General features: G+C 56.2%; 28 protein-coding genes. 7 read left to right on the top strand and 21 right to left on the bottom strand.

The features are described 5' to 3' along the window. The first annotated feature begins 67 nt into the window (after positions 1 to 67). A complete protein-coding gene (eccD, locus tag HMPREF1292_RS04940; protein WP_023018979.1) occupies positions 68 to 1462 on the top strand; it encodes a type VII secretion integral membrane protein EccD in 1395 nt (464 codons plus the stop codon). Continuing rightward, a complete protein-coding gene (locus HMPREF1292_RS10455; protein ID WP_023018978.1) occupies positions 1462 to 3024 on the top strand; it encodes a S8 family serine peptidase in 1563 nt (520 codons plus the stop codon). The genes eccD and HMPREF1292_RS10455 overlap by 1 nt, the downstream gene beginning before the upstream one ends. A gap of 120 nt (positions 3025 to 3144) precedes the next feature. Here HMPREF1292_RS10455 and eccB read toward each other — a convergent pair whose 3' ends face one another. From eccB to HMPREF1292_RS04920, 3 genes are all read right to left on the bottom strand, one after another. Continuing rightward, positions 3145 to 4713: a type VII secretion protein EccB gene (gene eccB, locus HMPREF1292_RS04930; protein ID WP_023018977.1), complete on the bottom strand. Its 1569-nt coding sequence runs from the start codon at positions 4711 to 4713 to the stop codon at positions 3145 to 3147. Between the two features lie 65 nt (positions 4714 to 4778). Continuing rightward, on the bottom strand, positions 4779 to 5663 hold the full coding sequence (truA, locus tag HMPREF1292_RS04925; RefSeq protein WP_023018976.1) for a tRNA pseudouridine(38-40) synthase TruA: 885 nt from the start codon (positions 5661 to 5663) through the stop codon (positions 4779 to 4781). Then, on the bottom strand, positions 5653 to 6438 hold the full coding sequence (locus HMPREF1292_RS04920) for a metal-dependent transcriptional regulator (RefSeq protein ID WP_018121617.1): 786 nt from the start codon (positions 6436 to 6438) through the stop codon (positions 5653 to 5655). Before HMPREF1292_RS04920 ends, truA begins: the two co-directional genes overlap by 11 nt. Before the next feature lie 165 nt (positions 6439 to 6603). Here HMPREF1292_RS04920 and HMPREF1292_RS04915 point away from each other — a divergent pair, with 165 nt between their 5' ends. From HMPREF1292_RS04915 to HMPREF1292_RS04900, 4 genes are all read left to right on the top strand, one after another. After that, positions 6604 to 7566 (top strand): metal ABC transporter substrate-binding protein, encoded by a 963-nt coding sequence (locus tag HMPREF1292_RS04915; protein WP_023018975.1) that lies wholly within the window; start codon positions 6604 to 6606, stop codon positions 7564 to 7566. A 117-nt stretch (positions 7567 to 7683) separates the two neighbouring features. Then, entirely contained in the window at positions 7684 to 8475 is a 792-nt protein-coding gene (locus tag HMPREF1292_RS04910) for a metal ABC transporter ATP-binding protein (RefSeq protein ID WP_023018974.1), read from the top strand. After that, on the top strand, positions 8472 to 9344 hold the full coding sequence (locus tag HMPREF1292_RS04905) for a metal ABC transporter permease (RefSeq protein ID WP_023018973.1): 873 nt from the start codon (positions 8472 to 8474) through the stop codon (positions 9342 to 9344). The genes HMPREF1292_RS04910 and HMPREF1292_RS04905 overlap by 4 nt, the downstream gene beginning before the upstream one ends. Next, positions 9341 to 10207 carry a metal ABC transporter permease gene (locus HMPREF1292_RS04900; protein WP_023018972.1) on the top strand — a complete coding sequence of 289 codons (867 nt, stop codon included), beginning with the start codon at positions 9341 to 9343 and terminating at the stop codon, positions 10205 to 10207. The genes HMPREF1292_RS04905 and HMPREF1292_RS04900 overlap by 4 nt, the downstream gene beginning before the upstream one ends. 81 nt (positions 10208 to 10288) lie before the next feature. Here the strand turns inward: HMPREF1292_RS04900 and HMPREF1292_RS04895 are convergent, their stop codons facing one another. From HMPREF1292_RS04895 to HMPREF1292_RS04815, 17 genes are all read right to left on the bottom strand, one after another. Continuing rightward, complete coding sequence (locus tag HMPREF1292_RS04895) at positions 10289 to 10492, bottom strand: DUF2892 domain-containing protein (protein ID WP_021351965.1); 204 nt, start codon at positions 10490 to 10492, stop codon at positions 10289 to 10291. Between the two features lie 166 nt (positions 10493 to 10658). Further along, the gene (gene rplQ / locus HMPREF1292_RS04890) at positions 10659 to 11156 is read right to left on the bottom strand and encodes a 50S ribosomal protein L17 (RefSeq protein ID WP_023018971.1); all 498 of its coding nucleotides are present in this window, start codon (positions 11154 to 11156) and stop codon (positions 10659 to 10661) included. 114 nt (positions 11157 to 11270) lie between these two features. Continuing rightward, a complete protein-coding gene (locus HMPREF1292_RS04885) occupies positions 11271 to 12278 on the bottom strand; it encodes a DNA-directed RNA polymerase subunit alpha (protein ID WP_021351967.1) in 1008 nt (335 codons plus the stop codon). A gap of 81 nt (positions 12279 to 12359) precedes the next feature. After that, on the bottom strand, positions 12360 to 12965 hold the full coding sequence (gene rpsD / locus HMPREF1292_RS04880; protein ID WP_021351968.1) for a 30S ribosomal protein S4: 606 nt from the start codon (positions 12963 to 12965) through the stop codon (positions 12360 to 12362). Between the two features lie 21 nt (positions 12966 to 12986). Further along, positions 12987 to 13388 carry a 30S ribosomal protein S11 gene (gene rpsK, locus HMPREF1292_RS04875; RefSeq protein ID WP_018121275.1) on the bottom strand — a complete coding sequence of 134 codons (402 nt, stop codon included), beginning with the start codon at positions 13386 to 13388 and terminating at the stop codon, positions 12987 to 12989. A 3-nt stretch (positions 13389 to 13391) separates the two neighbouring features. Then, positions 13392 to 13760: a 30S ribosomal protein S13 gene (gene rpsM / locus HMPREF1292_RS04870; protein WP_021351969.1), complete on the bottom strand. Its 369-nt coding sequence runs from the start codon at positions 13758 to 13760 to the stop codon at positions 13392 to 13394. A gap of 186 nt (positions 13761 to 13946) precedes the next feature. Beyond that, the gene (infA, locus tag HMPREF1292_RS04865) at positions 13947 to 14165 is read right to left on the bottom strand and encodes a translation initiation factor IF-1 (protein ID WP_018121277.1); all 219 of its coding nucleotides are present in this window, start codon (positions 14163 to 14165) and stop codon (positions 13947 to 13949) included. Positions 14166 to 14432: 267 nt separating this feature from the next. Next, complete coding sequence (locus HMPREF1292_RS04860) at positions 14433 to 15170, bottom strand: L,D-transpeptidase (RefSeq protein ID WP_023018970.1); 738 nt, start codon at positions 15168 to 15170, stop codon at positions 14433 to 14435. Between the two features lie 68 nt (positions 15171 to 15238). Next, positions 15239 to 15784 carry an adenylate kinase gene (locus tag HMPREF1292_RS04855; protein WP_021351971.1) on the bottom strand — a complete coding sequence of 182 codons (546 nt, stop codon included), beginning with the start codon at positions 15782 to 15784 and terminating at the stop codon, positions 15239 to 15241. After that, complete coding sequence (secY, locus tag HMPREF1292_RS04850; RefSeq protein ID WP_023018969.1) at positions 15784 to 17109, bottom strand: preprotein translocase subunit SecY; 1326 nt, start codon at positions 17107 to 17109, stop codon at positions 15784 to 15786. Before secY ends, HMPREF1292_RS04855 begins: the two co-directional genes overlap by 1 nt. 342 nt (positions 17110 to 17451) lie before the next feature. Continuing rightward, positions 17452 to 17901: a 50S ribosomal protein L15 gene (gene rplO, locus HMPREF1292_RS04845; RefSeq protein WP_021353412.1), complete on the bottom strand. Its 450-nt coding sequence runs from the start codon at positions 17899 to 17901 to the stop codon at positions 17452 to 17454. A gap of 7 nt (positions 17902 to 17908) precedes the next feature. Next, a complete protein-coding gene (rpmD, locus tag HMPREF1292_RS04840) occupies positions 17909 to 18094 on the bottom strand; it encodes a 50S ribosomal protein L30 (RefSeq protein ID WP_021353411.1) in 186 nt (61 codons plus the stop codon). Positions 18095 to 18097: 3 nt separating this feature from the next. After that, complete coding sequence (gene rpsE / locus HMPREF1292_RS04835) at positions 18098 to 18712, bottom strand: 30S ribosomal protein S5 (RefSeq protein ID WP_021353410.1); 615 nt, start codon at positions 18710 to 18712, stop codon at positions 18098 to 18100. Between the two features lie 40 nt (positions 18713 to 18752). Further along, complete coding sequence (gene rplR, locus HMPREF1292_RS04830; protein WP_018121284.1) at positions 18753 to 19148, bottom strand: 50S ribosomal protein L18; 396 nt, start codon at positions 19146 to 19148, stop codon at positions 18753 to 18755. A 3-nt stretch (positions 19149 to 19151) separates the two neighbouring features. Further along, positions 19152 to 19688 carry a 50S ribosomal protein L6 gene (rplF, locus tag HMPREF1292_RS04825; protein ID WP_021353409.1) on the bottom strand — a complete coding sequence of 179 codons (537 nt, stop codon included), beginning with the start codon at positions 19686 to 19688 and terminating at the stop codon, positions 19152 to 19154. Positions 19689 to 19705: 17 nt separating this feature from the next. After that, positions 19706 to 20101 (bottom strand): 30S ribosomal protein S8, encoded by a 396-nt coding sequence (gene rpsH / locus HMPREF1292_RS04820; protein ID WP_021353408.1) that lies wholly within the window; start codon positions 20099 to 20101, stop codon positions 19706 to 19708. Positions 20102 to 20468: 367 nt separating this feature from the next. Further along, entirely contained in the window at positions 20469 to 20978 is a 510-nt protein-coding gene (locus HMPREF1292_RS04815) for a hypothetical protein (protein ID WP_023018968.1), read from the bottom strand. Between the two features lie 156 nt (positions 20979 to 21134). On the opposite strand from HMPREF1292_RS04815, the gene HMPREF1292_RS04810 reads away from it, so the two are divergent. Then, on the top strand, positions 21135 to 21335 hold the full coding sequence (locus HMPREF1292_RS04810) for a hypothetical protein (protein WP_023018967.1): 201 nt from the start codon (positions 21135 to 21137) through the stop codon (positions 21333 to 21335). Between the two features lie 71 nt (positions 21336 to 21406). Here HMPREF1292_RS04810 and rplE read toward each other — a convergent pair whose 3' ends face one another. Further along, complete coding sequence (gene rplE / locus HMPREF1292_RS04805) at positions 21407 to 21961, bottom strand: 50S ribosomal protein L5 (RefSeq protein WP_023018966.1); 555 nt, start codon at positions 21959 to 21961, stop codon at positions 21407 to 21409. Between the last annotated feature and the right edge of the window lie 3 nt (positions 21962 to 21964).

The raw sequence follows: 21964 nt of genomic DNA, 5'->3' as shown, positions 1-21964 counted from the left end.
AGGGGCGGGTACGCCCCCAGTGACCGCGTACCCGCATTCGGGAGGGGAATTTCGGGAGGGGAATTCTATGTCTCTCACGCAGTGTTTGCGTGTTTCTTTGTGTTTTGTTGTCGGGGAATTTTCCCGCGAGGTCGATGTCGCAATCCCGCGGCACGCATCAATACTGGAGTTGTTGCCGCGCTGCACGCAGCTGTGCCAGGCACCACGAATTTCCAAGCCATGGCAGGCCTCTACCGTGGTGGGCCAACCACTGGATATGGGCTCGCCGGTGGGAGAAATTGGGCTTGCCGACGGCGACACCATCCTGGTGCACCCACGAGCAGAATTGCGCTCGCCGGTGGTGCGGGATTCTGCAGAATCACTGGCTGCCACCGCACACGGCAATCGTGGTGGTCGGCAGCTGTCCGCGGTGGTACTTGCCTCGCAAACCGGGGCAGCACTTCTGACCGCCGGGTTGGCGTGGTGGTGGCTGGCGTTTGCGGTGGCTGCGTTTATCGGGGTGGTCATCGTGCCTTGGCAGCAGCGCATACGGCACAAGACTGTCGATGGTGACAGTTCTGCAGTTGCACTCGCTTCGATTATTTCCGCCGGACTAGCCGGTGGTTTTCTCGTTGCCTGGGGGCTACAGCCTGCAGGAGCACCAGCGGATCTGATAGCGCAACTTTCCGCCGCCGATACCGCATGGGCGTTATTATCCGGCGTGGCGGTGGCAGCATTATTGCTGGTGCTTATGATCGTTTACCGCGCTTTACCCATGCGCACGGTTGCCGCACTCACAACCGCGGCGGTGTTGCTCGTGCTGGCTAGTTCTGCGCTGTCGTTGCCGTCGGCAAGCATTACCAGCGCTTTTGCGGGCGCACTCATCACTTGCGGGGTCCTCGGTTTAGCACTCGCACCGATGCTCGCAACCAAATTTTCCGGCATTCCTATTCCACGCTTGCCCACCGCCGGGCAGGAGCTGTCCACCACTGACCATGCTGCTGCGCGGACGCGGTCGGCCGAAGAAAAATCTCTCACATTAGCCCAGCGAACTCACGATGTGCACGCAGGAATCGTCAGCGGCATTGCGGCAATGGTGGTACCCGCGCTATTGGCAGTAGGCATGGAAGGCGAAATTTTTGCACAGATGCTGTGCCTCGCAGTAGCTGGTGCAGTCTGTTTGCACGCCGCCCGGCACCACCACGGCGCTGCGGTGTGGGCATTGCTGCTGGTAGTCGCAGCCGCAGTCATTGCCATCGGCAGCAGCATTTGGGCCGGGCTAGACCACCCCGGCGCGATCGGCGTGGCGTTGGTGGTCATGGTGGCAGCGTCGGCAAGCCCGGTGTGGGTGCCAAAAGTACAAGACCTGGAACCGACCACAATGGTGTGGCTGGAACGAGCAGAATCGCTTGCCGTTGCCGCATGCTTGCCACTCGCTCTGCAGGTCATCGGAGTATTCGCCATGATTCGGGGGTTGGGTTAATGCAGAAAGTACAGCAGCTTTTAGTGGCAAGCACCGCCGGTGCCCTCGGGCTACATGGTTTTATGTTCTTCCCGGTTGGAGGCAGCACGGGTTCCGCGACCGCGCAGGCACAAACTCGTGACGACGTCGAGGTCCGCCGCACCGTTGACTGCGTTGACCCCATTGTGGCTCCGGCACCAACTCCGGCGGCTCCGGGAGCCGAGGCTGAATTTTCGAGGCCCTGGCAGGATGCTTTTGGCAGCTCCCCCGGTTCTGCGCCAGACCATTATGGCCGCACGGAACAGACAGGATCCGAGCCCACACACCACCAACAGCCGCTCACCGTCGGCACGGATTACCGCACCGCCCACCAATTCGCCACCGGAGCCGGGGTACGCGTGGCAGTTATTGACACCGGAGTTTTCAACCACGAACAGTTGCACGTGGAACCGGTCGCCGATTTGGTTTCCCCGGCTGAGAACAACCCACTACTCGACTGCGACGGGCACGGCACCATCGTCGCGGGCATCATCGGAGCCGAACAATCGGGCGTTGCGCCGAACGCACAGATCTTGTCCATCCGGCAATCCTCGGCGCACTACAGCTCCCGCCAGCCGAACAACACGCCAGACCATCAGCACGCACCCGATGCCGAGGAACCGGAGCTCACCGGCACTCTCAGCAGTTTTGCCCAGGCCATCCACACCGCGCTTGACCATGACGCACAGGTCATCAACGCCTCAGTGGTTTCCTGCATCCCACCGGAACACGCAGAGCATCTACACACACAAGCCCTTGACGACGCACTCGCCCGCGCCGAACACCAGCAAGTTCCCGTCGTCGCTGCCGCCGGAAATGCCGGGCAGGGGTGCGAACGCGGCTCAATCGTTTTTCCAGGAAACAACGAAACCGTCGTTACCGTCGGTGCACTCGCCACCCCACACGAGCACGCCGAATATTCCATGCCGCAGCTTGGTCACCCGACCGGCGCAGGTGACGGGGATGGCAGGGATGCCAGGGACGACGGGGATGCCGCGTACAACTCCGGCGGCCCGAACGACGTGGCACTTTCCGCGCCGGGCCGAGTTTCTGTTGGACTATCACCAAATTCGCAGGCCTGGGCGTCCGGGATCATCCGTAATGGGCAACCATCCGGGCTGCATGGCACGAGTTTCGCGGCCCCGGTGGTGACCGGAACCGTGGCTTTGCTGCGGGAACGCTATCCGCATGCCAGTGCAGCAGAAATCCGGGAGCTTTTGGTTACTGCTAGCTACCCACAGCATGGTTTTATCGACCCGGTGCGCGTGCTCACGCACCCCGCCCCAGGTGTAGAACCTGCTGGTAACGATGATGACGGTGGTGCCGGTGGTGACAGTGCTCAGAACGCTGGTGCGCCCTCCGAGCACGACCAGGCTGCTGTCGCGCAGCCGCGCATGGTGGTGGCCGGTCCACCGGGTAATGAAACCCTGGTTACAGCTCGAAGCCTGGTGGCACTGGCCGTTGTGGTACTTATCGGCGCGCTTGTTGTCACCTTGCTGGCCTTCGGGATTTCGGCACGCATGCGGAGAAACGAGCAGACGTAGTCGGTGCCTCCACTCACGAAAAACCCTGTGCACAGAATCTCCATTGCGCACAGGGTTTCAGTCGCGAACAGGGTTTTAACTGCCAGCAGGGTTCCCGCTTCAGGGGCCAGGATAGCCAGGTTATTCCCTAGCTTGCCGTGCGGACCGCTCATCCAGGCTCGGGCCTTCCGGCAAAAGACGCAGCAAGTCCCAAGAAACTTCTTCCACGAGCAGCTCATCCTGCACCACCGGCGCGCCCACAGCCTGCATAGCTTCTGCACCATCGACATCATGTATCCGACCCGAAGGCGTCAACACATGATAGCCGTGTTCGCTGGCAACACCATGGCTGAAGGTTCGCGTGGAGACAAAATAATCCGCGGCCGCGGCGCCAGAAATTTCTACCGTGCTGACCTGGACCGGATCCGAGGCTTCGGCGCTGGGAGCACCTAGCTCACGGAGATCACTAGGTGCACTGGGATCATCGGGATCAGGTTCTGCATCGTGATTCAGCACCACCAATTCTCCGTTACCACCCGCACACACTTGGCCGTGAGCGTCGTCAAGCAAATCCGGCCTGAATTCAGGCAGATTCCAATTCACAGCCGCTGGCTGCGCATCCGGGTAACGGTGCACCTCAGCGGAATCTGTGCGGCGCGATTGTGCACCCATATCCTGCAAGATCTGCGCTTCTAGCTGACTTAACGGAGTGATGCCGCGTGATTCTTGTGGGGTGCCACCAGCCTCAAGCAATGCCCACCACTGATTGGCATCCGGGGCTGGGGCTTTTACCTCTAAAACCTCAGGAAGTTCTTCAGCCGGTGGCACAGAAAAAGCTGGCTTTGCTGTCCAATTCGCGAGTAATTCCGGCGGCGCCTCCCACACGGCAGAGTCGTGGTTCACGCCTAGGCCGCGCCGCACGGCACGCGAAAACTGATCTGCACCATCCGGGATTTCTACACGCCCATCGGCGCTGACCAGCCACTGTACGCCATCATGTTCGACGAGTGCGGCGGCATCGCCGTCGAGCGTATCCAGCAAGAATGCCTCTTCCGGATTATCGGCGACCACGCTCAACGCAGCGGATGCAAAATCAATACACCCCGCCCACGGGCTGGGAGCTGGTGAATCAGAAGCATCAGAACCGGATACAGGCATACGACCTGCAAAACTACCGCCAGCTGCGGCGTCGGCAAGATCATCAGCAGTTGGCAAATTATTTGGTGCATCGACAATACCCACCGGGATGCCGTGCGGGCGCTGCGCGAGGTTATCTGCACCGATCGCCACCGGGTCCTCGGGGCTGCCAGCCAACAACCGGGCCGAGGCCAGATTCGTCGTCGGATGATAACGCCCATCCAGCAGCGTGTAGAGCTGCCCGTGCTCACTGCGCACGATCACAGCATCGCCCGGATCTGGTTCCGGCGACAACCACGCCAACACGCCAGCACCAGCACCGATGAGCACCGTGGCGACAGTACCAAAAATCAACGCTCGCCGACGCGTCGCCAGCGGATCATGAATCATCCGGATATCGCCAGTAACCACCCCATGTTCCACCCGGCGACGCAAAAACTTATGCCCACTAACTTGCGCTTTCGTCGTCGGCAGCATGGTCTGCGGCGCACCGCTTTTCTTCTGCCCACCATCGTTACTCGCCAGAGCACGGCCAGGACTCTGCAAATTCTCGTTATTATCCCCCGCGGCCATAGAACGTCCCCTCCCCGAAAGTTCATACAGACGCCAGTATGCTACATCACGATTCGCGCCACTGCCTAGTCACGGCGCTGCCTAGTTTCAATAGCACGCGCCGCCAGTTCCACGTCGGCCGGATAATCCACGCGTACCAAACTCAGCCCATTTGCCGGCGCCACCTGGATCTTCGAGCTACGCGAATCCTGCCCCAACAACGTCGCGGCGAAATCCACATCACGTTTCCCGGACCCCACCTGCAGGCACGTGCCGACGAGACTGCGCACCATTGACCAGCAAAACGCATCAGCAACTACGTGCGCGAGATACGTCGCCGGCTCAGTGGCAGTAGAGACATCTTCCCACTGAAAAATTTGCAGATCCCGCACCGTGGTGGCATGTGGCTTCGCTTTACAAAACGCAGCGAAATCATGAAAACCCACCAGCGCATCTGCGGCATCCTGCATGGCAGCAAGGTCAACTGCTGCACCCCATAACGCAGTATCACGTGCCCGCGTCGGCAGCACCCCACCCGGATGCGCAGTCACACGATATTCATAATGACGGCGCAACGCAGAAAACCGGGCATCAAAACCTGTGGGTGCAAACTCCACCGCATTAATGCGAATATCCTCCGGTAACAGCCGCGACAAGCGCCGCACCAGTTTGCACGGCTGGCCATCAATTGAGCGCTGCTGCAGAGCGTCCACCGGCACGTCGACATGACACACTTGGCCCGCCGAATGCACCCCGGCATCTGTACGCCCTGCCACCGTCAGTTGTAACGGCGCACGCAGCACCAAGGACAAGGCATCTTCGACAACGCCTTGCACAGTGCGCAATTCTTGGCCGTCTTGTGGTTTTTGTCGGGCCCAACCGTGAAAATCTGTGCCGTCATAGGCCAGGTCGATACGCAGGCGCACCTTGTCAGAACACTTCTCGCGAGGCAATTCAGTACTAGTTTTCATTAGAGTGACGTTCTGCAATGGGCTCTGCAATAGAGTCTTCGGCAGTGGGGTGCACGTCGGCAAGCGAATCGTTATCCACACTAATTTTTACATCTGCAGCCGCTTTCACAGCCAACGCCACCGGATCGCCTGCCGGTTCATCAGTCGTCGACGAAAGCACCTGCACGTGCACCAAACCTGCCACCGACGGACTCGTCACCCGGACTCGAGAACCCGGTGCGATGTCATGCGCGGCCAAATACCGCAGCAATTCAGGATCTTCATCATTAACCTGTTCGATGACCACCGGTAATCCAGGCTCGCACTCCGCTAGGCTCATCACACCAAGATCTTCCACCTGACCGTCGGCAGACGGAATCGGGTCGCCATGCGGATCACGAGTTGGAAAATCCAACAGCGCATCAATGCGGTTGATAAAACGGTCTGAGGCTGCGTGTTCCAGCAGGTCGGCGTCGGTATGAATTTCATCCCAGGTATAACCAAGGGTTTCCACCAGGAACGTTTCGATCAAGCGGTGGCGGCGGATCATCACAAGTGCCAACCGTGCGCCCAGTTCAGTGAGCTTCACCCCAGAATAAGGTTCGTGTTCCACCAGGCCACGGGCCTGCAGGCGTTTGATGGCCTCAGAAGTAGTGGAATTCTTTTGCTGCGCACGACGGGATAATTCGGAAAGGCTTACCGATGCTTGGCCCCCGGATTCACCGGAACGTTCTGAGATCCCCCAAAGCAATTTCAGATACTCCTGGGTCCGTTGCGGCAGCTCACCAATATGCATGCGGCCATTCTAGCTGGCAAATACCTGCCACGTCACTGTTAGGGCAGGTAGGCACAGAAGCTCAGTTGAAGATTCAAAAACCAGTGTCTAGGATTTCAATTATCCATATTGCTGAACTTTTTAAGCATACTTTCATAAAATAAGATTCATCCACGAAAGGCAAGCATGACACGCAAATCCATCCGCACCGCCGCCACCATCGGCACAGCCTTAGCCTGCCTAGGCGGCTTGGCTGCATGCAGCAATGACTCCGATTCCAATGCCAGCGGCACTAATGGCAGCAACGGCGCAGACGAACAACTGACTATCTTCGCCACTACCGGCTACCTTGCCGACGCTGCCCAGCACATCGCACCAGATGCCGAGGTGATCACCCTGGTTGGCCCTGGCGGCGACCCACACACCTACCAGCCCACCACGCAAGACATCGACACAATGCAAAAGTCCGATGTTGTGTTGTGGAACGGCCTGCACCTCGAAGCCCAGATGGATAAGCAGCTAGAAGCCCTCGGTGATAAGCAAGTTGCCGTTGGTGATCAGCTCGACGAATCCAAGTTGCTGCCTTGGCCAGAAGCTGAGGAAGAAGGCGAACCGGAATATGACCCACACATTTGGAACTCACCGGAACTGTGGCAAGAAGTCGTCGATATCGTCGCCGACCATATCTCCGAAATCGACCCAGACGGCAGCGAGGGTTACCACGAGGCCGCCGAGAAGTACAACGACGAAATCGCGACGTTGCACCAAGAAGCCAAAGATGCGCTCAGCGATTTGTCCTCTCGTCTGTTGGTCACCGGCCACGATGCCTTCAACTACCTCGGCGATACCTACGACCTAGATGTGGAAGCAACCGACTTCGTGTCCACCGAAGCCGAGAAATCCGCCAGTGAACTCGATGAGTTGGCCGAAAAGACCGCAGAAGCCAAGGTTCCGATGATCTTCTACGATAACCAGGTCAACCCACAGGCCATCAACGCGTTGAGCGAAGCCATCGCGGCGCGCGGATGGGATGTCGAAATCTCTGATGAGGAACTGTTCGCCGATAGCCTCGGAGCCGAAGCCCCAGTTGATACGTACCTTGGCGCATTCCGCCACAACTTCGAAGCCATCGCTGCCGCACTGAAGTAGACCGAACCAGCAACTCCGGGCTATGTACCCAGCATTCACAGCACCCACCGGTCACAGTGCCCACCGGCCCCAGTAATCAAGAAAATCAAGGTTTCAACCACCGTCCAGGAGAACGCCATGCTTGCACCCGCCCCCACTACCACCACTGCATTGTCGGTACGTGGCCTGACAGTCAATTACGGCACCGGCGTCATCTTGGATGAGCTGGATGTCAAAATTCCGTGCGGTAGTTTCGCCGGCATCGTCGGCGCAAACGGGAGCGGCAAGTCCACGTTGTTGCAAGCCTGCCTGGGGTTATTGCCCAAAGCGACCCGGGGGCAGGCACAGGTGGAATTTTTTGGCAAGCCGCTGCGTGCCATCCGGACGGATCTCGGCTATATGCCGCAAAGTCAACAGGTGGACTGGGACTTTCCGGCCACTGTCCTGGACGTGGCCTTGATGGGGCGTACTGCTAGCAAACGCTCGTGGTGGCCTTGGCCAAATTCGGCAGATAAAAAAGCTGCGCGCCAGGCCGTTGCCGCCGTCGGCTTGCAGAAATATTCCGGCGCAGCGATTGGCGCACTCTCCGGTGGGCAGAGGCAACGCGCACTATTAGCCCGCACGCTCGTCAACAGTCCGGAGCTGCTGGTCCTTGATGAGCCTTTTCAGGGCATCGACGCATTTAGCCAAGAAACAATCGTCGACATCCTCCGCGAACTACACCAGTCAGGGACAACCATCATCATGGTTCACCACAACCTGGCAGAAGTCGCCGAATACTGCGACCACGTGACGTTGTTAGCCAACGGCAAGGTATCCGCTAACGGACCAACGCACAAAACTCTCACCGACACCGCCATCAGCGACGCTTATAATCTGCCGGGCAACTTCTCCGCGAACCTCACGCGGGATCGCAGGTCGGTGTCATGATCACACCATGGGAATTGCTGACCACCCACACGTATCTCATGGCGGTGCTCGGCACCATGGTCATCGGCGTCGCAGCCGGTGCATTGTCCCCCGTGGTGTATTTCCGCAAGCAAGCACTGATTTCCGACGTGATTTCCCACGCCAGTTTACCGGGAATTACCTTCGCGTTTCTTATCGCCGCGTACCTCAACTTGCCGACGCGCAACCCGCTGTTTTTAGCGGCTGGTGCGTTGCTGACCGCATTACTAGCCGTCGGCCTGTCCCATTGGTTGTTTCACCACACGCCGTTGTCGGTCGATACCGGCATGGCCATCTCACTCAACGTGTCTTTTGCCTTAGGCATGCTGGGGTTGTTCATCATCACCAAGCAGCCACTGCCCGGCAAAGGCGGAATTCAAGACTATCTGTTGGGTAATGCTAGCTCAGTAACCATCGCAGATTTACGGATTTCCGTCGTACTCAGCCTGGTTATTCTCAGCGGACTCATCTGGTACTTCCCCACGCTGAAATGCTGGCTTTTCGACCCAACCTTCGCCGCAACCTCCGGGGTACACACCCGCCTGCTGCACATCGTCGCCATGACCGCTTTCGCATTAGTGGTCGTCAACGGCATCAAAGTCGTCGGCGTGATCTTGATGGTCTCGTTCGTCATCGCCCCCTGCGTGGCCGCACGGCAATGGTCTAATCAGCTCGGCGTCGTCACGGTCCTTGCCGCTGTGATCGGCGCTGCTAGTTGCTTAATCGGGGTCTACCTGGCCGTGGTCATTGGCTCGATCCCTACTGGCCCACTTATCGCCGTTGTGCAGGCCTGCTTCGCCCTCGTCTCTTTGATTTTCGCCCCTAAGCGCGGATTGGTGTTTTCCCAATGAGTTTCGTCGTCACCGTCAGTATTTTGGCCGTCGTTACCGCTATTACCTGCGCGATTCCTGGGGTGATCGTGGTGGCAAACAAGGATGCAATGCTTCTCGACGGCATGGGGCACGCCGTGCTCCCAGGAATCGTGGTGGGCGCGCTGATTTCCGGATCAGTGCAGTCCCCGTTACTCGTTTTATTCGCGGGAGCCGCGGCGTTTCTGGTGGCTTTGGGCACGAGGTGGTTAGCGGACACCGGGTTAATCGCAGAAGGCGGCGCACTGGGGTTGGTTTTTCCCTCCATGTTCGCCGTCGGGATCGTGCTGCTAAGCTTGAATTTCTCGAACGTCCATTTCGACGTGCACACCGTGTTGGTCGGCAATCTCAATCTGGCCGCACTTTCGCAACCGTCTTATCTATGGACGCTAGTGCCGATCATGCTGGCGAACATCGTCTTCGTCGGCTGGCTCCTCCCCCTGCTTGGAGCTTGTGCCTTCGACGACCGTGCCGCCAAAGTCGCTGGCGTACCGGTACGGGCATTGCGCTTGACGACGCTCGCCTTAACCTCTTTGACGGTCACTGCGAGTTTTTACGCCGCCGGTGTGATGCTGGTGATCGCGATGATGGTATTGCCTGCGGCTACCGGGCGAATCTTCGCTGTCACTTTTCGCCTACCGGGCATTTCCATGCTGACCCAAATTCTGGGCAGTGCCGTCGTGATTGCACTAATAGGCAGCCTGGTGGGATTCTGGAGCGCGTATCGCATAGACATCCCCGCGGCTGTGGCAATCACCCTCGCTTATGCCCTGCTCTTGGTGGCGGCGCTCGGCTCAATGTCTTTGGGGCGGCACGGTCGCAAACGTGCTCCCGCTTTTGCCTAGGCTAGACCGCCGCTAGGTAAACGCCGCCCTGGTTTGATGCCGGACTATGTTAATACCAGTATGTGTTAACGCCAGGCTTTGTTAACGCCGCACTTTGCAGGTATTGATTCCCAGCAGGCGGTACAGCGGGCAGAAGCCCACTGCTGCGGTGATCACCAGAACGAGGCCGACAATGATCAATAGTGCGCGGAGAAAACCGCCGACTGCAAACAGCCCAATGAGCAAGGCAATAATACCGACTACAGCACGGATTCCACGGTCTTGGTTAGATTCGTTGCGTTTCATAACTTCACTTTAATGCACAAAAGCTCTATTTCCTCGGTGGAGAGGAAATAGAGCTTAGTGATCTTCATTACACACAACCGTGTTGGTGTGCTGCAGATAAGGTACCGAGAGCTAGCAGTTGGTCATAAATAACAAACCACTAGCCCACCGCTAGAAAGCCGCGAGATTACTTCTCCTCGGAGTCTGCTTCGGTGTTAGCAGCGGCACCTTCAGAATCCATGTTGGATTCGTCAGATGGATCGGTGGAGTCGGAATCGGCCTTCGCAGCGGCAGCCTGAGTGGTGCGTTCTGCGGAAGCGGACACGGTCTCTTCCAGAACCAGGGAAATCTGGGTCATAGGAGCGTTATCACCGGTACGGTTTTCCAGCTTTACCATGCGGGTGTAGCCGCCGTCGCGTTTTTCAAACTTTGGAGCAAGTTCGTTGAATAGACGAGCAACAGCTTCCTTTTGCGGAACCTGTGCGAGTACCTCACGACGGTCAGCCAAGGTGCCGGAACGGGCCTTGGTGATCAGCTTCTCTGCGTATGGACGCAGCAGCTTAGCTTTGGCGTCGGTGGTCTTGATGGAGTCGTGCTCGAACAGTGCAGCGGCCAGATTCGACAGAATGTGACGCTGGTTGCGAGCCGAGCCTCCAATTCGGGCGCCTCGTTTTGGAGTAGGCATAGTGTTTCTCCTCGTATTATTTAAGTGAGCGCGTAAGCAGGGACACTAGGGAACTGTGCTTGCAGTGTCGGCACAGTATTCACTAAACAGTGAACCTGCCAGAACATATGCGCTTTACTCGGAATCTTCTGCAGGATCCTTGAAGTCGCCGGTTTCTGCGTCGTAGCCTTCCAACACAGTTGGGTCGAAATCTTCAGGTGCGTCCTTCAGAGTCAGATTCAGATTCGCCAGCTTGATCTTGACCTCATTGATCGACTTCTGGCCGAAGTTGCGGATATCCAACAAATCAGACTCGGTGCACTCGGCGAGCTCACCAACAGTGTGGATTTCCTGACGCTTCAGGCAGTTATACGAGCGAACAGAGAAGTTCAACTCCTCAATAGGCATACCGTAAGCGGCAATGTATTCGGATTCCTGTGGGGATGGTCCAATCTCAATGCCTTCTGCCTGCGTGTTAAGTTCGCGCGCCAGACCGAACAACTCGACCAGGGTACCGCCGGCGGAAGCGAGTGCGTCCCGAGCGGAAATCGAATTTTTCGTCTCGACGTCGATGATCAGCTTATCGAAGTCAGTACGCTGCTCAACACGAGTTGCTTCCACCTTGTAGGACACCTTCAGCACTGGCGAGTAGATTTGATCTACTGGGATGCGTCCGATGTCGCCCGAGGTAGCTGCAGCAGGTACGTAGCCACGACCGCGTTCAACAACGAGCTCCATTTCAAAACGAGCATCGTCGTTCAGCGTTGCGATGTGCAGATCCGGGTTGTGGATCTCCACGCCCGCTGGTGGCTGGATGTCACCGGCCGTAATAGTGCCCGCCCCCTGCTGGGAGACGTACATCACTACCGGCTCGTCCGAATCCGAGGACAGCACAAGGTCTTTGACGTTGAGAATGATTTCAGAAACGTCTTCCTTAACGCCGTTAATGGTCGTGAACTCGTGGAGTACGCCATCAATTTTGACGGAGGTGACCGCCGCCCCAGGGATCGAGGACAGCAACGTACGACGCAGCGAGTTACCCAGCGTGTAGCCGAACCCCGGCTCCAATGGTTCAATGACGAACTTGGAGCGGGAAGAATCGATAAATTCTTCGCTCAGCTGGGGACGCTGTGAAATAAGCATGAATTTTCTCCTTTGGCGCCCGCTATTTGACGCCGGCTAGGACAACAATGAGGAATGTAAAGCTGCAGATCCGAAGCCAGATTACTTCGAGTAAAGCTCGACGATGAGCTGTTCTTGCAGCGGAACGTCGATCTGAGCGCGCTCGGGCAACTGGTGCACGAGGATGCGCAAGGTATCAGGGACTACCTGCAACCAAGCCGGAACGACGGCGTCGGCAAGGGAGTCCTGGGCTTCTTCGAACCACTGCATCTTCTGCGAACGTGGGCGAACGTCGATGATGTCGTACTGGGTAACCGAGTAGGACGGGATGTCGATGTTCTTGCCATTCACGGTGAAGTGTCCGTGGGAAACCAACTGACGTGCCTGACGACGGGTCTTGGCCAGACCTGCACGGTAGACGACGTTATCCAGGCGGGATTCGAGCAAGATGACGAGGTTGTCACCAGTCTTGCCGTTCAGGCGGTTAGCCTCGGTGTAGTAACGACGGAACTGGCGTTCCAAAACACCGTAGGTGTACTTCGCCTTCTGCTTTTCCTGCAGCTGCAGCAGGTATTCAGATTCTTTAATGCGGTTGCGTCCAGCGTGTCCTGGTGGGTAAGGACGACGCTCGAATGCCAAGTCTCCGCCGACTAGGTCGACGCGCAGACGGCGGGATACGCGGGTTGCGGGGCCAATATAACGAGCCATGTTTTAAACCTCTTCCTTCCCCTAGAACTTACGCTTTTTCGGTGGGCGGCAGCCATTGAATGGGTGCGGTGTGCCATCAGTGATGGAGTTGACCTCAAGGCCTGCAGCCTGCAGGGAACGAATGGCGGTCTCACGGCCAGAGCCCGGACCCTTGACGAAAACGTCAACCTTCTTCATGTTGTGATCCATTGCCTTGCGGGCGGCGTTTTCAGCAGCCATCTGTGCGGCGAATGGGGTGGACTTACGGGAGCCCTTGAAACCAACATGACCAGACGAAGCCCATGCAATAACAGCACCGGCAGGGTCAGTAATAGACACGATGGTGTTGTTGAAGGTCGACTTGATGTAGGCGTGGCCATGGGCCACATTCTTCTTTACGACGCGACGGCCACGGCGTGCGCCAGAGCGAGTCTTTGGAGGCATAAACTACTTCTTCTTTCCTGCGATCGTCTTCTTTGGACCCTTGCGAGTACGAGCATTGGTCTTGGTGCGCTGACCACGGACTGGCAGACCACGACGGTGGCGCAAACCTTGGTAGCTTCCAATCTCGATCTTGCGACGGATGTTGGCCTGGACTTCACGACGAAGGTCACCTTCGACGGTGTACTGAGCCTCGATCTGGTCGCGCAACGAGGACACCTGATCGTCTGTGAGGGCGTCGGTACGCAAATCAGGAGAGATGCCGGTAGCTTCCAGCAACTCGGTGGCACGGGTTGGACCGATGCCGTAAATGTAGGTGAGAGCGATCTCCATACGCTTGTTGCGTGGGAGATCCACACCAGCGAGACGTGCCATAAGGCGAGTCCTTTCGGGGTATGTACGGTGGTTTTCTCCCTACCCGCCCTGGATCGTGCGGCGTAGACGCAAAATATTGCGCCGTAATGCACACCAGGCTCGGGCCACCGCGGCCTGAGGTATACGAACAATTGTCCGCAGAGTTATTTGCGGACAGATTGTTTTGAGTAGGGAGGCTTACAGTCTTTACTTGTAGCGATAGACAATACGGCCACGGTTCAGGTCATATGGAGACAACTCCACGACGACCCGATCCTCGGGAAGGATACGGATGTAGTGCTGGCGCATCTTACCCGAAATATGAGCAAGCACCTCATGTCCGTTGTCTAGCTCGACTTTGAACATTGCGTTTGGCAAAGGCTCGGTTACCCGACCTTCAACCTCAATTGCGCCTTCCTTAGCCATATCCTCCGGCTTCCTGGCACAGGGCGAACTGCGCCGATTGCTTGTCTAATGCTTTACCGGCCTGAAAGAGTCTTATAAATGCAAAAACACCGGCCGCGGCCGGTGTCATTGAGTCGCGTCGTGCTGGTCAAACGCAGCAAGACTAAACCTTGACAGACCAAGCTCCAACTATACAGAGCACTAGCAGCAAAAACAAACTTTTCCAGGTTTGCTTGTGCTTTCGCTCAGTTCAGACGGGGCCTGCCTGTCAGGAAGCTTAAGGCGATTTTAGTAAATGAAGACCTTGTCTCCGATATTCAAGTGGTTCCAGAAGGTGATCGCATCCTGATTTGGAAGACGTACGCATCCGGCGGAATCGTAAGCCGGAGAACCTTCGTGGAACGCATGTCCGTTATTGGTGAAATAAATCGCGTATGGCATCGGGGCGTTATTGAACTCGTAAGAGATCTCGTCCTTAACCTTACGGTTTACGTGGAAAGTACCTCGAGGGGTGTCCTGACCTGGTTTACCGGGAGCCATCGCGGACGCGACATGGGTGACAGATCCATGACCATCTTGCAGCCAAGTGCGTCGGCCGTCGATATCCACACAAACGCGAGCGTCAGCCGGACATGCTCCGGTGTCGATGTGCGGGCCGCGTGACGGGGCCGGGGTCATTGGCTCCGCAGGACCACGAGCGGCTTGTTGCTTTTGGGCGATCAGCCCCGGGAATACGAACTCCAGCGCTTGGTCGATGGTCTGCGCAAGACCCGCTGCAAATTGAGGGTTCAAGGTGTTAGCCTGATGCACGAGTTGTGTTCGCAAATGCCAAGCACCGTCTCGGTTGCCTTGATCAAACTGTTGGACCAGCTGATTGAAGTCTGGGAATTGCGGGGCTTGGAACCGGTCAATAGCCGCCGACGAGCCTGGCAGTGGCTGTGCTTGCGCGGAGACGCCCGGAAGCATAACGGATACCAACATTGCCAAGCTGCCTACGAGGCCGGCAACGATTTTGCGTGTAGTCATGGAAGAGTTGTCCTTTTAATAAAACGGGACGCCTGCTGGCGATCCCCCATAGCTTATCGGATAGCTGGCTATTTCCCGAGCGCCTGCATGGTGCGTTGGTTAATTTCCGAGACTTCTCCCTCGGCTTGCACATTGATGACGTTGTCACCGTAGTGTTTAATCAGCGGGACTACTTCGTCACGGTATACCTCCAACCGTGTGCGGATTACGTCCTCAGTGTCGTCAGCACGCCCGCGTGCCTTCATGCGCTGAACAACAACATCCTCCGAAACTTCAAAGTTGACTACGTGATCGAGCCGCAGATTTTTCTTGCCGAGCAAGTCTTCCAGAATCTGAGCTTGTTCCACGGTCCTCGGGAAACCATCAAGAAGGAATCCTTCCTCGGTATCCGGCTCTTCCAAGCGGGATTCAACCATCCGAGCTGTAACGTCAGTAGGGACCAGCTTTCCGGCGTCGATGTATTCCTTGGCTTCGACGCCGAGCGGTGTGCCTTCTGAGATATTTGCCCGGAAGAGATCACCAGTAGAGATATGCGGAACATTAAGTTTTTCACTGAGGATTTCAGCCTGGGTGCCTTTACCGGCGCCAGCTGGGCCAAGGAGTACCAATCGCATTATTTGAGCAGCCCTTCATAGTTGGATTGCAGAAGTTGGGATTCGATTTGCTTCACTGTGGTAAGAGCCACAGATACCATAATCAGGATAGCAGTACCACCAAACGCAGTCATGCCTGCGGAATCATTGGAGCCAACCCCCAAGTCAAGCGCAAGGTTCGGAAGGATCGCAATGAACGCGAGATAAATAGAACCAACGAACAGAAGCCGGTTCATGACGAAGCTCAAGTACATCGCGGTTGGGCGGCCTGGGCGGATACCAGGAATGAAGCCGCCGTACTTCTTCATGTTTTCTGCTTGCTCATTCGGGTCATACTGAATCGAGGTATAGAAATAAGAGAAGAAGATAATCAGCGTGACATAAACCGCGATATAGACATACGACGATGGCGATTGCAGATTCGCAATTACATTGCGCATCCACCAGTTGTCAGGTGGTGTCGGGTTCGAAGAGTTCACAATCTCGGTGATTAAAACCGGCATGTAAATCAACGACGAAGCGAAGATAACCGGGATAACTCCGGCCTGGTTGACCTTCAGTGGCAGGTAAGTCGAAGATCCACCGTACTGACGACGGCCGACCATCCGCTTTGCGTATTGAACCGGAATCCGACGCTGGCCTTGCTCCATGAAGGTAATACCGACAACGAGCGCCACCACAGCTGCGCATACGACCGCAAAAACGACTCCGCCGTTGTCCTGCAAGATCCTGTAACCATCGGTAGGAAGGCGTGTTGCGATACCGGCGAAAATGAGCAACGACATGCCGTTTCCAATGCCTTTTTCGGTGATGAGCTCACCAAGCCACATCACGAAAATCGCGCCGGTAGTCATCACCGTCACGAGAAGAACGAGGTCAAAAACGGTGCGGTCAGGATCCAAAACCTCTACACCCTGCCCCAGCAGCTGGTTCCTGTCCGCCAAGGCGACGATGCCCGCCGATTGCAACAGCGCCAGGGCAAGCGTCATGTACCTGGTGTATTGGGTCATCTTCGCTTGGCCGGATTGGCCCTCTTTTTTCAACTGCTCAAAATGTGGAATCACGACGGTGAGCAACTGCGAAATAATGGAGGCCGTAATGTACGGCATGATGCCGATGGCAAATATCGATAGCTGCAGCAGTGCGCCACCGGAAAACAGGTTAATGACGGAATACAAGCTGTCATTTTCTTGGGTCAACTCATGGAGTCGCCCAGAAATGTTTTGATAATCCACGCCCGGTGATGGGATCTGCGCGCCGACGCGGTAGATCACGATCAAAAGAATCGTGAACAAAATCTTGCGCCGAAGATCCGCATCCTTAAAAGCCTGAATGATGGCAGACACTAAAGCCTCCTAGCCCAACTACTGCCACCGTGGAAAGTGACGCAAAGGCAACCGATTAGTTCTTATTTGTGTGCATTTGAGGGTTAGCCGTCGCCGACTAAATCCAAATACCTGCGTGCAAGCTTATGCGCGCGTGGCCCTAGTAGCCTACCAGTCTTCTCTAACTGAAAACACCTCGCGTCGATGTGTGATAGGACAACCTTAATCATTCTTGGGAAAACGACCCAGGGTGCGGGTATAACAAAGCCCCTGACACTGCGTAGTGCAGCCTCAGGGGCGTTAGGCGATAGCGATGCTTAGAGCATTCTTTGGGAAGCCCATAAGCTAGTCATCGCATAGAAATTATGCCTTGGTGGTAGATCCGCCAGCGGCTTCAATCTTTTCGACGGCCGATTTAGAGAATTTCTGCGCGGTAACGTTGACCTTGACAGAGATCTCGCCGTTGCCCAAGACCTTAACCGGCTGATTTTTGCGAACCAAACCGTTGTTGACCAAGTCAGCGACGGTGATGTCGCCACCTTGTGGGAAGGCCTTTTCCAGATCGGTAACGTTAACAACCTGGAATACAACCTTGTTCGGGTTTTTGAACCCACGCAGCTTTGGCAAACGCATCTGGATTGGCATTTGGCCACCCTCGAAGTTTGCTGCTACCTGCTTACGTGCTTTTGTACCCTTGGTACCACGACCAGCTGTCTTACCGCGCTTGCCGCCTTCACCGCGGCCGACGCGACGCTTAGCCTTATTCGCACCCTTTTCTGGGCGCAAGTCGTGCAGTTTGATGATATCGCTCATGGTGTATCTACTCCCCTGCCACTTCTTCTACGGTGACCAGGTGGCGCACCTTCTGAATGATGCCACGGATCGCCGGCGTGTCCTTCTGGACAACAGAATGGCGAATACGCTTCAGGCCCAGTGCTTCCATGTTGGCCTTCTGGTTCGGCGTGCTACCGACCAAGCCACGTGTTTGAGTAATCTTCAGAGCCACGGTTTATGCCTCCTGTCCTGCGCGAGCGCGCAGCATACGGGCTGGAGCAACCTCTTCGACGGATTTGCCACGACGTGCGGCAACTTCCTCAGGGCGCACCAGCTGCTTTAGGCCGTCCACAGTGGCGCGAACGACGTTTAGAGCGTTGTCCGAGCCCAGCGACTTGGACAGGATGTCCTGTACACCAGCGCACTCCAGTACTGGACGTGCGGCGCCACCAGCGATGACACCAGTACCTGGAGCTGCAGGCTTCAGCATAACGACGCCTGCTGCGTCTTCACCCTGTACTGGGTGGGTGATAGTTCCGCCCACCATTGGGACGCGGAAGAAGTTCTTGCGGGCTTCTTCAGCACCCTTCTGGATTGCTGCTGGAACTTCCTTGGCCTTGCCATAGCCAACTCCGACCATACCTTCGCCGTCACCGACGATGACCAGAGCGGTGAAGCTCATGTTGCGGCCACCCTTGACAGTCTTGGAAACCCGGTTGATGGCTACAACGCGCTCGATGTACTTATCGCGCTCGTTGTCTTGATTGCGACGATCGTTACGACGATTGTTGCGATCGTTCTTCTTGTTGTCGGCGGAGCGTCCGCCGTCGCGCTGATCACGATCCGACATTACGCGTCCTTTCCGTTGGTGTGTGCAACTGCGTTGATCATTAGAACTTCAGACCACCTTCACGTGCGGCGTCAGCGAAAGCAGCAACGCGACCGTGGTACTTGTAACCGGCGCGGTCGAATACAACTGCTTCGATGCCTGCTTCTTGGGCACGCTGTGCGATAAGCTTGCCGACCTCGGCACCACGTGCCTTCTTGTCGCCCTCTGCGTCGCGGATCTCCATGGTAGATGCGGCAGCCAGGGTGTGGCCGGCGAGGTCGTCGATCAGCTGGGCGTGCAGGTGACGCGCGGTGCGGTGAACGACCAAACGTGGGGTCTGTGGGGTTCCACGCAGCGTCTTACGAATACGGAAATGACGGCGGGCACGTGCTTCACGACGGCGGGAGGAAATATCCTTACCGACCGGAGTGCGCTTGGTGTTTTCAGAATTAGACATTGCTTACTTACCCGTCTTTCCGACCTTGCGACGTACCTGTTCGCCGACGTAGCGGATGCCCTTACCCTTGTAAGGATCGTGCTTACGCAGACGACGGATGTTCGCCGCAACTTGGCCAACCTGTTGCTTGTCGATACCAGAGATAGAGAACTTGGTGTTGCCGTCTACAGCGAAGGTGATGCCTTCATCAGCCTTGACTGGTACGGAGTGCGAGTAGCCCAGAGCGAACTCCAGGTCCTTACCCTTTTGCTGCACACGGTAACCAACACCGTGGATTTCCATCTTGATTTCGTAGCCTTCGGTTACACCGATAACGCAGTTGTTCACCAAAGAACGTGCAAGACCATGCAGAGAACGGTTCTTGCGGTGGTTGTCCGGGCGTGAAACGCGAAGTTCACCGTCTTCCTGGACGATGGAAATTGGCTCTGGAACGTCCACCTCCAAGGTGCCCTTTGGGCCCTTGACAGAAACGTTCTGGCCATCGATTTTTACCTCGACGCCGCTAGGGACGGCGATTGGTGCCAAACCAACTCGTGACATTAATAATCACCCTTCCCTTACCAGACGTAGGCGATGACTTCTCCGCCTACGCCTTTCTGCTCAGCCTCGCGGTCGGTCAACAGGCCGTGGGAGGTGGAAATGATAGCCACACCCAGTCCGCCCAGAACCTTAGGGAGCTCCGTAGCCTTTGCGTAGACACGCAAACCTGGCTTCGAAACGCGACGCAGGCCAGACAGAGCGCGCTCGCGGCCGTTGTACTTCAGGTCCAGCGACAAGGTCTTCTTTGCCTTTTCGCCTTCCACGGAATAATCGGAAATGTAGCCTTCTTGCTTCAGGATTCCAGCGATATTCGCCTTGATCTTGGATGCAGGCATGGACACGGTGTCGTGCTGCGCGTGGTTAGCGTTGCGCACCCGTGAGAGCATGTCTGCAATCGGGTCAGTCATGGTCATGTGTTGACCTTGAACCTTTCTCGTTGCGGTTCCCGAACTCACCTTAAGGGCGTTACCGGGCTGTTTTGGGCAACTTAACGCTCCCATGCTCAATAGCATGTTTGCTCGCTACCTCAATGAAGCTCGGTCGCCATGATGGCGAGGGGCCTACAACAAACGTAGGAAAAACTTGCAAGTCTGTGCGTGCAGAGTAAACGCTAAAACGGTTCTTCCCGCCGACGCTAAATCTCTATTCAGGCTACGGTGTTTTAGACACACGTATCCCAAAAAGCACAAGACGCCCCAACCCTAGCAGGATTGAGGCGATTCGGCCAACCATTAGAACGCTTAGCCGACTCTGCGTGCCAATGTCACCGGCAAATTAGCTTTAGGAGTTTCTCCTTGCGTCTTTCTTAGCCTTTCGTGCGGCCTTCTTGGCAGCTTTCTTTTCTGCCTTAGCAATCTTGCGTTCCTGCAGTACACCAGAGATACGATCCTGCTGATCCAGAGCGATCAGCCCTGTGCCAATCGCAACCATCATGGAATCCTTTGCGATAGACATGCCATCTTGAGTTGGGCGGATGCCATCCTCGCGGGTCATATCGTCGTTACGGAAGTAAATGCTCAACAGACCTGCGCCAAAGGTGGTCAGCGCGAGACCGGCAAGGCGGTTGGAAACGAATGGCGCCAACAGCGCGCCACCGACAGCGACTTCGGAAGCACCGATGATAGTGCCAAACTTATCGGACGGCAGTTCCTTCACCTGCGGAATGCCCGTAGCAGCAAAGTCCTGTAGACCTTTCGAGGATTCTGCATCCATACCCAACTTGGAAATGCCGGAATCCGCGATGAGGGCACCTGGGATAGCGCGGAGAAGAATGCTTGGGATTGTAGACATAGTTATTGGCTCCTTGTAGGTTTCTTGCATCACCACTCTAAATAGCGATTGTAGCTATTCTAGCAATACACGCAGGTGATTAATTTGACAATGACCGCCAGATCCATTGCATAGCAGGTTGCCGTTGCACTGGCGCGATAAGGAGGTACGCGTACTGTGGCGACAAAAGATAAAAAACGGCGCGATGATTGGATTTGTTTTACAACGCTGATGTTGCTCGGTCTTTTTCACTGGTTGTTGTACTTCATACGAGATTCTTCTGAGTTAATCATCGCCGTCATCCCCAGCCTCATCGCTTTTCTAGCTGCATGGTATTTCTACCCAAGAAGAAAACAACCCAAGGACACCAAAAAATGACTTTAACCCCTCCGGTTTCATGTCGGAGGGGTTAAAGTTCTTAACAAACAGACTTATTCAGTACTGCAAAACTACTTTTTGAATGGGAATCCCAGCTCACGAAGTAGTGCGCGACCTTCATCGTCGTTGGTAGCGCTGGTAACAACGGTGATATCCATACCACGTGGACGATCAACCTTGTCGATGTCGATCTCGTAGAACATAGTCTGCTCAGACAGACCGAAGGTGTAGTTTCCGTGGCCATCGAACTGCTGATCGGACAAGCCGCGGAAGTCACGAATACGTGGCAGCGCGATAGTCAACAAACGGTCCAAGAACTCCCACATGCGGTCGCCACGCATGGTGACGCGCACGCCAATTGGCATACCTTCGCGCAGCTTGAAGTTCGCGATGGACTTCTTAGCGCGACGCAGCTGTGGCTTCTGACCGGTGATCAGAGTAAGGTCCTCAACCGCACCGTTGATCAGCTTGGAGTCGCGAGCAGCGTCGCCAACACCCATGTTGACAACAACTTTGACAACACCGGGGATCTCCATGACGTTCTCGTAAGAGAATTCGTCATTCAGCTTGTTCTTGATTTCGTCGCGGTAACGGGTTTTCAGACGTGGAGTGTAGTTGTCGCTCATGCC

The sequence above is a fragment of the Corynebacterium sp. KPL1995 genome (assembly GCF_000477935.1).
In the GTDB taxonomy this organism is placed as follows: domain Bacteria; phylum Actinomycetota; class Actinomycetes; order Mycobacteriales; family Mycobacteriaceae; genus Corynebacterium; species Corynebacterium pseudodiphtheriticum.
The sequence above is the reverse complement of the archived record's forward strand: the minus strand, read 5'-3'. Positions and strand labels throughout refer to the sequence as shown.